Raw genomic sequence first — 13,994 nt, 5'->3', positions numbered from 1 at the left:
ATGGCACGTTTCTTCATCGATCGCCCCGTCTTCGCATGGGTGATCGCCATCTTCATCATGCTGGGCGGCCTGTTCGCGATCCGCGCGCTGCCCGTCGCGCAGTATCCGGACATCGCGCCGCCCGTCGTCAGCATCTATGCGACGTACCCGGGCGCGTCGGCGCAGGTCGTCGAGGAATCGGTGACCGCGCTGATCGAGCGCGAGATGAACGGGGCGCCGGGGTTGCTGTATACGTCCGCGACGAGCAGCGCCGGAGCGGCGTCGCTGTACCTGACGTTCAAGCAGGGCGTGAACGCCGATCTCGCGGCCGTCGAAGTGCAGAACCGGCTGAAGACGGTCGATGCGCGCCTGCCCGAGCCCGTGCGCCGCGACGGCATCCAGGTCGAGAAGGCGGCCGACAACATCCAGCTCGTCGTGTCGCTGACGTCCGACGACGGCCGGATGAATGCCGTGCAACTCGGCGAATACGCGTCCGCGAACGTGGTGCAGGCGCTGCGCCGCGTCGAGGGTGTCGGCAAGGTGCAGTTCTGGGGCGCCGAATATGCGATGCGGATCTGGCCCGACCCGGTGAAGATGGCCGGGCACGGCCTCACCGCGTCGGACATCGCGTCGGCCGTGCGGGCGCACAATGCGCGCGTGACGATCGGCGACATCGGCCGCAGCGCGGTGCCGGACAGCGCGCCGATCGCGGCGACCGTGTTCGCGGACGCGCCGCTGAAGACGCCGGCCGATTTCGGCGCGATCGCGTTGCGCGCGCGGGCGGACGGCTCCGCGCTGTTCCTGCGCGACGTCGCACGCGTCGAATTCGGCGGCAACGACTACAACTATCCGTCGTACGTGAACGGCAAGGTAGCGACCGGGATGGGCATCAAGCTCGCGCCGGGCTCGAACGCGGTGTCCACCGAGAAGCGCGTGCGCGCGACGATGGACGAGCTGTCCGCATACTTCCCGCCGGGCGTGAAATACCAGATCCCGTACGAGACGTCGTCGTTCGTGCGCGTGTCGATGAACAAGGTCGTCACGACGCTGATCGAGGCCGGCGTGCTGGTGTTCCTCGTGATGTTCCTGTTCATGCAGAACCTGCGCGCGACGCTGATCCCGACACTCGTCGTGCCGGTCGCGCTCGCGGGCACGTTCGGCGTGATGTATGCGGCCGGCTTCTCGATCAACGTGCTGACGATGTTCGGGATGGTGCTCGCGATCGGCATCCTCGTCGACGACGCGATCGTCGTCGTCGAGAACGTCGAGCGGCTGATGGTCGAGGAAGGGCTCCAGCCCTACGACGCGACCGTCAAGGCAATGCGGCAGATCAGCGGCGCGATCGTCGGGATCACCGTGGTGCTGACGTCGGTGTTCGTGCCGATGGCGTTCTTCGGCGGCGCGGTGGGCAACATCTATCGGCAGTTCGCGCTGTCGCTCGCGGTATCGATCGGCTTCTCGGCCTTCCTCGCGCTGTCGTTGACGCCCGCGCTGTGCGCGACGCTGCTCAAGCCGGTGTCCGGCGACCATCACGAGAAGCGCGGCTTCTTCGGCTGGTTCAACCGCTTCGTCGCGCGCGCGACACAGCGCTACGCGACGCGGGTCGGCACGATGCTGAAGAAGCCGCTGCGCTGGCTCGTCGTGTACGGCGCGCTGACCGCGGCGGCCGCGCTGATGCTCACGCAGTTGCCGACCGCGTTCCTGCCGGACGAGGACCAGGGCAACTTCATGGTGATGGTGATTCGCCCGCAAGGCACGCCGCTCGCGGAAACGATGCAGAGCGTGCGCGAGGTCGAGTCGAGCATCCGCCGCGACGAGCCGACCGCCTATACGTATGCGCTCGGCGGCTTCAACCTGTACGGCGAAGGGCCGAACGGCGGGATGATCTTCGTCACGCTGAAGAACTGGAAGGAACGCAAGGCCGCACGCGATCACGTGCAGTCGATCGTCGCACGCATCAACGAGCGCTTCGCGGGCACGCCGAACACGACGGTGTTCGCGATGAATTCGCCGGCGCTGCCCGATCTCGGTTCGTCGAGCGGCTTCGACTTCCGGCTGCAGAATCGCGGCGGGCTCGACTACGCGGCGTTCAGCGCGGCACGCGAGCAACTGCTCGCGGCGGGGCACAAGGATCCGGCGCTGACCGACCTGATGTTCGCGGGCACGCAGGACGCGCCGCAACTGAAGCTCGACATCGATCGCGCGAAGGCGTCCGCGCTCGGCGTGTCGATGGACGAGATCAACACGACGCTCGCGGTGATGTTCGGCTCCGACTATATCGGCGACTTCATGCACGGCACGCAGGTGCGGCGCGTGATGGTGCAGGCCGACGGGCTGCACCGGCTCGATCCGGACGACGTGAGGAAGCTGCGCGTGCGCAACGCGCGCGGCGAGATGGTGCCGCTCGCGGCGTTCGCGACGCTGCACTGGACGCTCGGGCCGCCGCAGCTCACGCGCTACAACGGCTATCCGTCGTTCACGATCAACGGCTCGGCCGCGGCAGGCCACAGCAGCGGCGAGGCGATGAGCGCGATCGAGCGGATCGCCGCGACGTTGCCGGCCGGCATCGGCCATGCGTGGTCGGGGCAGTCGTTCGAGGAGCGGCTGTCGGGCGCGCAGGCGCCGATGTTGTTCGCGCTGTCGGTGCTCGTCGTGTTCCTCGCGCTCGCGGCGCTCTACGAGAGCTGGTCGATTCCGTTCGCGGTGATGCTGGTCGTCCCGCTCGGCGTGATCGGCGCGGTGCTCGGCGTGACGCTGCGGGCGATGCCGAACGACATCTATTTCAAGGTGGGGCTGATCGCGACGATCGGGCTGTCCGCGAAGAACGCGATCCTGATCGTCGAAGTCGCGAAGGATCTCGTGGCGCAGCGCATGTCGCTCGTCGACGCGGCGCTCGAGGCCGCGCGCCTGCGGCTGCGGCCGATCGTGATGACGTCGCTCGCATTCGGCGTCGGCGTACTGCCGCTCGCGTTCGCATCGGGCGCCGCGTCCGGCGCGCAGATGGCGATCGGCACGGGTGTGCTGGGCGGCGTGATCACGGCGACCGTGCTCGCGGTGTTTCTCGTCCCGCTGTTTTTCGTGATCGTCGGCCGCCTGTTCGACGTCGGCCCGCGCCGGCGCGGCGGGTCGCGGCCGGCGACGATGGAGGGTTCGCAACCATGATGTTTGCGCTGAACGCGCGCGCGGCGCGGCGGGTTCCGGCCGCGCTGGCCGCTGCACTCGCGCTCGCCGGCTGCTCGCTCGCGCCGCGTTACGAGCGCCCGGTGGCGCCGGTGCCGACAAGCTATGCGCCGGTCGACGGCAGTACCGCGCCGGCGGCCGACCCGGCCGCGGCGCAGGATGCCGCGTTGCTCGACGACTGGCATGCGTATTTCACCGATCCGGCGCTGCAGGCGTGGATCGATGCGGCGCTCGCGAACAACCGCGACCTGCGGATCGCGGCCGGCCGGCTCGAGGAAGCGCGCGCGTTGTACGGCGTGCAGCGTGCGGACCGGATGCCGTCGGTCGATGCGCAGCTCGGTTATGAACGCGCGCGCCAGTACGATCCGGTCGTGCGCGAAAGCGCGATCAGCGGGCTGTATCGTGCGGGCGTCGGCGTCAGCGCGTACGAGCTCGACCTGTTCGGCCGCGTGCGCAACCTGTCCGATGCGGCGCTCGCCGAATACTTCGCGACGGCCGACGCGCAGCGCACGGTCCGCATCGGCGTGATCGCCGAAGTGGCGGGTGCGTACGTATCGGAGCGTGCGCTGCACGAGCAGCGTGCGCTGGCGCAGCGCACGCTCGATGCGCGCGAGCGGATGGCCGCGCTCACGCAACGCCGCTATGCCGCCGGCACGAGCGACGCGATCGAGCTGCGCTCGGCCGAGATGCTGGTCGCATCCGCGCGCGCGTCGCAGGCCGCGCTGCAGCGCGAGCATGCGCAGGCCGTACGGGCGCTGCAACTGCTGGCGGGCGATTTCGCGCGCAACGTGCCTGCCGACGCGACCGCGCTCGACACGCTGTCGATCGCGCCCGTGGCGCCGGGCGCGCCGAGCGAATTGCTCGAACGGCGGCCGGACATCCGGCAGGCCGAGGCACGGCTGAAGGCCGCGAACGCGAACATCGGCGCGGCGCGCGCGGCGTTCTTCCCGCGCATCGCGCTGACGACCGACTACGGCTCCGTGAGCGACGCGTTCTCGAATCTGTTCGCGGCCGGCACGAGCGTGTGGACCTTCGCGCCGCGCATCACGCTGCCGATCTTCGCGGGCGGGCGCAATCGCGCAAACCTCGACGTCGCGAACGCGCGCAAGGACATCGCGGTCGCCGAATACGAGAAGGCCGTGCAGACCGCGTTTCGCGAAGTGGCCGATGCGTTCGCCGCGCGCGACTGGATCGACCGGCAGCTTGCCGCGCAGCAGGACGTGTATGCGGCGGACGGCGCGCGGCTGAAGCTCGCGGAGCGTCGTTATGCGGGCGGCGTCGCGACTTATCTCGAACTGCTCGACGCGCAGCGCAGCACGTACGAGTCGGGGCAGGAGCTGATTCGGCTCAGGCAGCTCAGGCTCGCAAATGCGATCGCGCTGTATCGCGCGCTCGGCGGCGGCTGGGCGCTTGCATCGGCGGAGGCCGCGGCTTCCGCGTGATGGGCGATTCGTCGCCCGATACCGCAGCGTGTCGGGCGACATGACGGCGACCGTACGATTCGACGTACGGCCGCCGCTTCGACAGGGCGTGCTGTTCGCCGTACCGCCCGTCGTACCGCCTTTCGTCATCGGCGCTTCCTTTCGCCGGCCCGCGCATCGTTCTCATCTTTCGGCCGCGCGCAGGGGCGGCGTCCGCATCCGTGGACCAATCGTGTCGCCCGCCGGCGTAAACATGTGCCGCGTCTCTTCGTTTCTCATCTCATCCGATCCGGCATGCCAGGCGTGTTCCGGCAGCCGCGCATGCTGTCGATTCCCGATCGGTAATTGACGATCGAATTAATCGATGCATTGGAATCAATGGCGGCGGCAAAGTGTCGCAGTAAAACGTTTGTATGCTTTTCGCAATCGTTTGCGCGATAAATCCATATTGATGAAATGCCGTCTTTAATTTCCTGTCAGTTGAAAATGACTCGATATTCGTGTTGCGATCGGGCAACGATGGCGGCACTGGACAATGTTTTGTCCTTTGAGTGGAGGCAGCGTGCAAGCCGGCCCCATCGGCGAGGGGCACGGCCAAGCCGATTACCGGCAAAAAATTCCCTTAATCTTCAATCGGTTCCGGAAAATAAAAAAGGACTGCGGATTAAAGATCCGGAATTGGAAATCGAAAGGAAAGAATGAGGTTCCAGAGGAATAAATAAAACATTGTCAGATGTATTTGACAATGATTTACAGAAATCTTTCACGGTTATCTCGATAATGCGGCCTCGTGTCGGACGGGAGCCACCACACGCTACCGTTTGTGTCCGCCACGTCGTCCATTCCATTTGCACTCCTTACGGGAAACGTCATGAAAAAATCTCTCCTGACCGCTGTCGCACTCGCGGCCCTGTCCACCTCGGCCTTCGCGGCGGGCACCGGCACGATCAACTTCACGGGCGAGATCGTCGCGGGCGCATGCGGCATCGATTCGAACTCGGTCAACCAGACCGTGCAGCTCGGCAAGGTGCCGACCAACAAGTTCAAGCAAGCCGGCGACAAGTCGGACCCGGTGTCGTTCGACATCAAGCTGACCGACTGCGACACCAGCATCGCGCAGAACGCGTACTTCACGTTCACGGGCACGTCGAGCGCCGGCCAGCCGAAGCTGCTTGCCACGATCGGTTCGGCAACCAACGTCGGCATCCGCCTGCAGTCCGCGTCGGGCGAATACCTCGACAACGGCGCCGAGCAGAAGGCACCGACGCTGCTGCAGAACGGCACGAACACCGCGCGCTTCGCGGCGATGTACGAAGCGACGGCAGCCGGCGTGACGCCGGGTACCGCCGACGGCGTCGCGAACTTCACGGTCCGCTACCAGTAAGCGTCCGTACCGGAGGAGGGAGGCGTGCGTCCCTTCCTCCTTCGTCTTTCCTCCCGTTTTCCTTCTCCCTGGACTCCCGGTAGCGCCGCGTGCGAATCAGACATTCCTTCCTTTGCGTCTCCGTGCTGGTCGTCGGCAGCCAGAGCCATGCGACGGAATTCAATTCGTCGTTCCTCGACATCGACGGAACGAGCAACGTCGACCTGTCGCAGTTCTCGCAGCCGGACTTCACGTTGCCTGGCGAGTACATGCTCGACGTGCAGGTCAACGACCTGTACCTCGGACTGCAGCCGATCGAATTCGTGACCGTCGATGCAACGGGCGCGGGCAAGCCGTGCCTGCGACCGGAGCTCGTCGCGCGGTTCGGCCTGAAGCCGTCGCTGGTCAAGGACCTGCCGCGCTTCCGGGGCGGCGCTTGCGTCGACCTGGCGGCGATCGAAGGGGCGACCGTGCGTTACCTGAAAAGCGACGGGCGGCTCAAGATCACGATTCCGCAGGCCGCGCTCGAATTCACCGATTCGACTTACCTGCCGCCGGATCACTGGTCCGAAGGGATTCCCGGCGCGATGCTCGACTATCGCGTGATCGCGAACACGAACCGCAACTTCGGTGCGGCCGGCGGGCAGACGAACTCGATCCAGGCCTACGGGACGGTGGGCGCGAACTGGGATGCCTGGCGCTTGCGCGGCGACTACCAGGCGCAATCGAACGTGGGTAACACGGCGTACGCGGACCGCACGTTCCGCTTCAGCCGGCTTTATGCATTTCGCGCGCTGCCGTCGATCCAGTCGACGGTGACGTTCGGCGACGACTACCTGAGCTCGGACATTTTCGACACGTTCGCGCTGACGGGCGCGTCGATCCGCAGCGACGACCGCATGCTGCCGCCGTCGCTGCGCGGCTATGCGCCGCTGATCTCGGGCGTGGCGCGCACCAACGCGACCGTGACCGTGTCGCAGGCCGGCCGCGTGCTGTACGTGACGCGCGTGTCGCCAGGCGCGTTCGCGCTGCAGAACATCAACACGAGCGTGCAGGGCACGCTCGACGTCGCGGTCGAGGAAGAGGACGGCAGCGTGCAGCGCTTCCAGGTGACGACGGCCGCCGTGCCGTTCCTCGCGCGCACCGGACAGTTGCGCTACAAGGCCGCGGTCGGCAAGCCGCGCCTGTTCGGCGGCGCCGGCATCACACCGTTCTTCGGTTTCGGCGAAATCGCGTACGGCCTGCCGTTCGACATCACCGCGTATGGCGGCTTCATCGCGGCGTCGGGCTACACGTCGGTCGCGCTCGGCGTCGGCCGCGATTTCGGCGCCTTCGGCGCGGTGTCGGCCGACGTCACGCACGCGCGGGCGCGCCTGTGGTGGAACGGCGCGACACGCAACGGCAACTCGTATCGCATCAACTATTCGAAACACTTCGACGGGCTCGATGCCGACGTGCGCTTCTTCGGCTACCGTTTCTCCGAGCGCGAGTACACCAACTTCGCGCAATTCTCCGGCGATCCGACGTCGTACGGCCTCGCCAACAGCAAGCAGCGCTACTCGGCGACGATGTCGAAACGCTTCGGCAATACGTCGACCTATTTCTCGTACGACCAGACGACCTACTGGGCGCGTGCGTCCGAGCAGCGGGTCGGCCTGACGCTCACGCGGTCGTTCTCGATCGGCACGCTGCGCAACCTGAACGTCAGCGTGTCGGCATTCCGCACGCAGAGCGCGGGCGCGAGCGGCAACCAGTTCTCGGTCACCGCGACGCTACCGATCGGCGGCAACCACACCGTCACGTCGAACCTGACGACGGGCAGCGGCAGCACCAGCGCGAACGCCGGCTACATCTACGACGACCCGGCCGGACGCGTCTACCAGGTCAATGCGGGCGCGACGGACGGCCGCGCGTCGGCGAACGCGAGCTTCCGCCAGCGCACGTCGGCGTACCAGCTCACCGCGCAGGCGTCGACGCTCGCCAATGCGTATGCGGCCGCGTCGCTCGAAGTCGACGGCTCGTTCGTCGCGACGCAGTACGGCGTGTCCGCGCACGCGAACGGCAATGCGGGCGACACGCGGCTGCTGGTGTCGACCGACGGCGTGCCCGACGTGCCGCTGTCCGGCACGCTCACGCATACCGACTCGCGCGGCTACGCGGTGCTCGACGGCATCTCGCCGTACAACGTGTACGACGCGACGGTCAACGTCGAGAAGCTGCCGCTCGAAGTGCAGGTGACGAACCCGATCCAGCGCATGGTGCTGACCGACGGCGCGATCGGCTTCGTGAAATTTTCCACCGCGCGCGGCAGCAACCTGTACCTGACGCTGACCGACGCGGCCGGCAAGCCGCTGCCGTTCGGTGCGTCGGTGCAGGACGCGGCGAACGGCAAGGAACTCGGCATCGTGGGCGAAGGCGGCGCGGCGTTCCTGACCCAGGTTCAGCCGAAAGCCACGCTGGCGGTGCGGGCGGGCGAACGGACGCTCTGCACGATCGACGCACTGCCGAACCAGCTCCAACTCGAAGGCACGCCGATTCCGGTGACGTGCCAGCCGCCCGGCGAGTCGCATGCAGCGGCCGCGCGGGCCGAACGATGATTTACGGATCCAGCGATGAAGCATTCCATTTCCCGTTCTTTCCCGCGGCGCGCGCTGTGCGCGTTCGCAACCGTCGGCGCGCTGCTCGCCGGCGCCGCGCAGGCGGCGATCGTGCCCGACCGCACACGCGTGATCTTCAACGAAGGCGAGCAGGCCGCGATCGTGACGATCACCAACAAGAGCACGACGTATCCGTATCTCGTGCAGTCGTGGCTCGAGGATACGAAGGGCAACAAGATCACGTCGCCGCTGATGGTCGTGCCGCCGCTGCAGCGGGTCGAGGCGAACGAGCGCAACGTGCTGCGGATCGCGAAGCTGCCCGGTGCGCAACTGCCGGCCGATCGCGAAACGGTGTTCTACCTGAACATCCGCGAAGTGCCGCCGAAGACCGACACGCCGAACACGCTGCAGATCGCGCTGCATACGCAGATGAAGCTGTTCTACCGGCCGAAGGCCGTGCAGCCCGCGCGCGACGAGGACTGGACGCTGCCGATGACGCTGCGGGTGGATGCGGCGGCGCACAAGCTGGTGTTCGACAACCCGACGCCTTACCACGTGACGGTGGTCGACGTGAGCGCGGGCGCGCAAAAAGCGCCGGTGCCGATCGAGCCGACGATGGTGAGCCCGATGAGCACGGCCGACGTGCCGTTCAAGGCGGCGACGCCGTCGACGCTGTTCGTCACGCATATCGACGATTACGGCGGCCAGGTGGCGGTCGAGTATGCGTGCGAGGCCGGTGTGTGCAAGAGCGTGAAGAAATGAGCGGGGGAATGCGTCAGCGGGAATCGTCGACGGCATGGTTGCGCTGGGTCGTACTCGCGCTGCTGCTCGCGGCCGTGCAGCCTGCGTGGGCGCTGCGCTGCCTGACCAACAGCGGCGCGACGTCGTTGACTGAGCCGATCGGCGGTGTTGCGTCGTATCCGACCGACGCGCCGGACGGCTATGTGATCTGGGTGTCGCCGGTGCGCACGACGTCGGGGTACTGCTACAAGGATCTGGGTGACGACGGCAGCCTGAAGGTTGTCGACAACATTTACTTCTACGCGAATCCGAATCGCACGGACCCTGCCGCGTGGGGGCTCGAGATCGGCATCCGCTACAAGGGCGTCGACTATTTCGACAAAACCAGCAATCGCGGCGGCGGGGTGTTTACCGGATATTCGGTGCCGCCGTGCAGCAGGTACGACTTCGGCCGCGGGCGTTGCCAGCAGACGCGCATCAGCATCGACTATCAGGTCGTCGTGCGCAAGAAGGGCAACTGGGTCCAGCCGCCGAGCGATATCTATACGGTGTTCCAGTTCGACGGCGAGTTCGGGCTGAATGCATTCGGCACAAGCTTCCAGTACCGTCTGAGCGGCCTGCGCAACCTCAAGCCGACGCCGTGCTTCGTCGACGTACTCGTGACGCCCGAACCGGGCATCGTCAATTTCGGGCAGGTGCAGACGTCCGGAAACGGCTTCCTGCCGGCCGTGCCGCGCCGGCGGTTTTCGCTGTCGCTGACGAAGAAATGCAGCATCCCGGTGCGCGTCGACGGTTACTTCGAAGCGACGAAAGGCATCGTGCAGAACGGCTTGCTGGTGCCTGAAAGCAAGAGCAACTTCGGCATCGGCCTCGAGGACAGCCAGGGCAAGGCGATCGAGTTCAACAAGCAGTTCACGCTCACGCAGTTTCCGGCCAACGTCGCGAATCAGAGCGTGTTGCTCGATGCGGTGCTCAAGTCGTTCGGATCACCGAAGATCGGGCCTTTCGATGCAGCCGCAACGATCCGGATTTTCCTGTATTGAGTGTTGGGCGGCATCGATCCATTGACCGGGATCGGTGCGACCGGAGCGAACGCGCGGCCCGTCGCCGGGGCAGCGCCCGGCAGTACGAACAGCCGGGCCGTGTCTCGACCCTACGAAGCCGTTGCTCGCGCAACCTCATCCAGCGACGGCTTCGCAGCGGCACGGTGCCGGCCGACCACCTCACCCAGCCGTTCGAACCGATACACGAAGGCCGGCGGAAAATTCATCCACGCGACCCCGACCCGCACGGCGCGAACGCGCATGGCTTCCAGATAGCGCGCGGGAATCGGGCAGCGCGGCACATAGGTGAACTGATGGAACGTGCCACCGGCAGCCAGATGGCGCGCAAATGCGCACTGCACGATCGCGACGGCTTGTTCGACCGGCATCGCGACGAGCGGCAACCCGCTCACGATCGCGTGCGCGCGCTGCCCGCCGAAGAAGTCGCCCGTCGTCCCGAGCTCGGCCGCATCCATCTGCATCACCCGCAACGCCGGAAATTGATGCCGCAGCGCGTTCGCGAACGCGGGATCGGCTTCCACCAACACCAGCCGCTCGCTCGCGACGCCGCGTGCGAGCAGCGCGCGCGTGAACACGCCGGTGCCGGCGCCGAGTTCGATCACGGACGCGCCATCGCACGGTACCTGTGCGGTGATCAACGCGGCGAGCGCCGGACCGGACGGCGCGAGTGCGCCGACCCGGCGCGGGTTGTGCCACCAGCTACGCAGAAACAGCATCCATTCGGGGATTCGCATCGACAGGCTCCTGGAGGGTCGATCGGTCAATGACAGGCGCGGCTAGGCGACCGCTTGCGCGGCGAGATAGCCGGCCGTGATGAACAGCGTGCTCCACAGCGCAATGCCGGCCGCGGCGCCGGACGCGAAACGCGTGAAGCTCGTTTCCAGCAATCCGGCGAGCGCCGGCGCGACGAGCCGGACGAACGGCGCCAATTGCGACCACAGGGCGAGCCGCGTGGGCCGCGCGCGGATGCTTTCGATCAGCGCGTCGATTCTGGCGGGCTGCAGCCGGCCCAGCGGTGCGAGGCGGCGCAGCAGGGTCAGCACGCTGTCTTCGGGCCACAGATTGCCGAGCGCGTAATGAAAGAGGCAGCCGGCGAAACTGCCGAGCACCGTGACGACGATCGCTTCCGGCAAGGTCCACGCGCCTTGCGCACCGGCGACGCCGATCATCGCGAGCAGCACGTGCGACGGCAGCACGGGAATCAGTCGTTCGATCAGCGACAGCCCGGCGAGGCAGACGATGCCGTTGGCGCTGGCCAGGCTCAGCGCGAGGCCGAACGGGACGAGCGTGGCGAACTGGTTCATCGCGCGGCTCCCGTGCGACCCGGGCACGACGGGCACGACGCGTGCGGCCTTCCATGCCAGAATGGCGCGCACCGGCCCGGCGCGAAGGTGGCGCGCCGCGCCGTCTTGCATCGCAGCAACGAAATCGAAGAACGGAACACGGTCATGGCGGGCCTCTCTGGAAAGCGCCGGATGCATTGCGCCGGCAATGCGGCGATCGATGCGCATCGTGGCCCCTCGGCTTTAAGAAGTTTTTAATCGCGGTTCGTCAGGCTGGCGACCTCGCCAATCGAGGAGCGATATCGATGCATATCCTGCTGGTGGAAGACGATGCGATGCTGGCCGACGCCGTGCGGGCCGGCCTCGCGCAGAACGGCTGGCACGCGGACTGGTCGGCCGACGTGCCGACGGCGCGGCTCGCGCTCGTCGGGCACGACTACGACGCGGTGCTGCTCGACCTGCAACTGCCGGGCGCGTCCGGTTTCACGCTGCTGGCCGCGATGCGTGCGAACTACGATGCGACGCCGGTGCTGATCGTGACCGCGCGCGATCAGTTGAGCGACCGTATTCGCGGCCTGGACGCCGGCGCCGACGACTATCTCGTGAAGCCGTTCCAGCTGGACGAGCTTTATGCGCGGCTTCGCGCGCTGACGCGCCGCAGCCAGGGCCGTGTGTCGGAGCGGCTGGTCTGCCGCGATGTCCACGTCGATCCGGCGCGCCGGGAAGTCACGCGGGCCGGCGAACCGGTTGCGTTGAGCATCCACGAATACCGGACGCTGCTCGCGCTGATGGAGCGGCAAGGGCGAGTCGTCACGCGGGCGCAGCTCGAGGAGCGCGTGTACGGCAACGACGACGCAATCGAAAGCAACACGATCGCGGTGTACATCCATCAATTGCGGCGCAAGCTCGGCGACGAGCTGATCGTGACGGTGCACGGCTTCGGCTATCGCATCGGGGAGGGTACGGCATGAGGTCGCTGCGCGTACGCCTGCTCGCGACCGTGATGGCGATGGTCGTCGTGTTCTGGGCCGGCTGGGGCGCGTTTCTCGGCATCGGCCTGTGGCGCGAACAGCGCGGCTGGCGCGACGGCTTGCTCGAGGGCGCCGCGCAACTGCTGCTGTTGTCGTTGCCCGATACGATCGATCGCCTGCCCGAAGTGCGCACACAGGCAGTGTTGCCGAAAACGGCGTACAGCAAATACGACGTCGCGTTCCAGATCTGGGTCGACGGCCGCAACGTCATGCACAGCGCGGATGCGCCGGGGCCGGCGCTCAAGGCCGACATGCGCGACGGATACGGCGTGAGCGCCGGACGCGGTCTCGCGCACGACGAGACCTGGCGGGTTTACTCGCTCGCGGATCCGGCCGGCCGGATTCACGTGCAGACCGGCGGGCCGGCCACGACCTGGCAGGAGAAGGCCAGCAATGCGGTGCAGCTCGGCCTGTTCAATACGGCGGTGATGCTCGCGATGCTGGGCGTGGCGATCTGGTGGGGGATCCGCTGGTCGTTCGGGCCGGTGCGCGAGGTTCAGCGGGCGATCCAGCACAAGGCCGCGTTCGATTTTTCGCCGTTGCCGTTGGCGATGCTGCCGCGCGAACTCCGGCCGCTCGTCGAATCGTTCAATCGGCTGCTCGCGCGGCTGAGTCAGGCCGTCGATACCGAGCGCCGTTTCATCGGCGATGCGGCGCACGAATTGCGCATTCCGCTGGCGGCATTGTCGGCGCAGGCGGAAGTGGCGTTGCGGGCGGACGATCCGACGGACAAGGACGCGGCGCTGCGCCGGCTGGCAACGGGCGTCGAGCGCAGCGCGCGGCTGTCGGCGCAATTGCTCGAGCTGGCGCGGCTGGATGCCGGCTCGCGTGCGGAGCAGCATGGGCCGGTCGACCTGGCACGGCTCGTTGCGCTGATCGCGAGCGACTTCGACGCGGCCGCGCATGCACGCGGGCAGACGGTGCGGGTGGCGGTCGAGCCGGTATGCGTGTGGGGCGACCTGGACGAAGTCGCGATCGCGGTGCGCAACCTGATCGACAACGCGCTGCGTTACGGCCGTGAAGGCGGGCGGGTCGAGATCACGTGCGATGGCGTTGCGGATGCAGGGCGGGTCGGGTTGCGGATCGCGGACGACGGACCGGGCGTGCCGATCGATCAGCGCGAGCGAATCTTCGAACGCTTCTACCGGGTGCCGGGCACCGCGCAGCCGGGAAGCGGTATCGGACTGTCTCTGGTCGCGCGCATCGCCGAGTCTCACGGCGGGGCGGTCGACGTGACGTCCGGTATCGACGGGCGCGGGCTCGCGGTGATCCTGTCGTTTCCGATCTGGCTCGCGCCGGAGCGGTGGCAGCGCTAGCGTGGACGCCGCGTGGCGT

General features: G+C 67.1%; 10 protein-coding genes. 8 read left to right on the top strand and 2 right to left on the bottom strand.

Features of this window, described 5'->3' with window-relative positions:
• From WS61_RS01665 to WS61_RS01640, 6 genes are all read left to right on the top strand, one after another.
• Window positions 1–3,141: a multidrug efflux RND transporter permease subunit gene (locus WS61_RS01665; protein WP_059498959.1), complete on the top strand. Its 3,141-nt coding sequence runs from the start codon at window positions 1–3 to the stop codon at window positions 3,139–3,141.
• Window positions 3,141–4,601 (top strand): efflux transporter outer membrane subunit, encoded by a 1,461-nt coding sequence (locus WS61_RS01660; protein WP_059499093.1) that lies wholly within the window; start codon window positions 3,141–3,143, stop codon window positions 4,599–4,601. The genes WS61_RS01665 and WS61_RS01660 overlap by 1 nt, the downstream gene beginning before the upstream one ends.
• Before the next feature lie 850 nt (window positions 4,602–5,451).
• On the top strand, window positions 5,452–5,964 hold the full coding sequence (locus WS61_RS01655; RefSeq protein ID WP_059498958.1) for a fimbrial protein: 513 nt from the start codon (window positions 5,452–5,454) through the stop codon (window positions 5,962–5,964).
• Between the two features lie 122 nt (window positions 5,965–6,086).
• The gene (locus WS61_RS01650) at window positions 6,087–8,540 is read left to right on the top strand and encodes a fimbria/pilus outer membrane usher protein (RefSeq protein WP_059498957.1); all 2,454 of its coding nucleotides are present in this window, start codon (window positions 6,087–6,089) and stop codon (window positions 8,538–8,540) included.
• 15 nt (window positions 8,541–8,555) lie between these two features.
• Window positions 8,556–9,302, top strand: a complete 747-nt coding sequence (locus WS61_RS01645; protein ID WP_059498956.1) for a molecular chaperone — start codon at window positions 8,556–8,558, stop codon at window positions 9,300–9,302.
• Complete coding sequence (locus tag WS61_RS01640) at window positions 9,299–10,324, top strand: fimbrial protein (protein ID WP_059498955.1); 1,026 nt, start codon at window positions 9,299–9,301, stop codon at window positions 10,322–10,324. Before WS61_RS01645 ends, WS61_RS01640 begins: the two co-directional genes overlap by 4 nt.
• Window positions 10,325–10,434: 110 nt before the next feature.
• On the opposite strand, the gene WS61_RS01635 is transcribed toward WS61_RS01640, so the two are convergent.
• Both WS61_RS01635 and WS61_RS01630 read right to left on the bottom strand, forming a co-directional pair.
• Window positions 10,435–11,079, bottom strand: coding sequence for a class I SAM-dependent methyltransferase (locus WS61_RS01635; RefSeq protein ID WP_157692663.1), 645 nt, complete (start codon window positions 11,077–11,079; stop codon window positions 10,435–10,437).
• A 42-nt stretch (window positions 11,080–11,121) separates the two neighbouring features.
• On the bottom strand, window positions 11,122–11,649 hold the full coding sequence (locus WS61_RS01630) for a DedA family protein (protein WP_059499092.1): 528 nt from the start codon (window positions 11,647–11,649) through the stop codon (window positions 11,122–11,124).
• Between the two features lie 284 nt (window positions 11,650–11,933).
• Here WS61_RS01630 and WS61_RS01625 point away from each other — a divergent pair, with 284 nt between their 5' ends.
• Together WS61_RS01625 and WS61_RS01620 are read left to right on the top strand one after the other, a co-directional pair.
• A complete protein-coding gene (locus WS61_RS01625) occupies window positions 11,934–12,599 on the top strand; it encodes a response regulator transcription factor (RefSeq protein WP_059498954.1) in 666 nt (221 codons plus the stop codon).
• Window positions 12,596–13,975: an ATP-binding protein gene (locus WS61_RS01620; RefSeq protein WP_059498953.1), complete on the top strand. Its 1,380-nt coding sequence runs from the start codon at window positions 12,596–12,598 to the stop codon at window positions 13,973–13,975. Before WS61_RS01625 ends, WS61_RS01620 begins: the two co-directional genes overlap by 4 nt.
• The last annotated feature ends 19 nt before the right edge of the window (window positions 13,976–13,994 follow it).

Source organism: Burkholderia sp. ABCPW 11, from assembly GCF_001523445.1.
In the GTDB taxonomy this organism is placed as follows: Bacteria; Pseudomonadota; Gammaproteobacteria; order Burkholderiales; family Burkholderiaceae; genus Burkholderia.
This window is presented reverse-complemented; position numbering and strand designations above follow the sequence as displayed.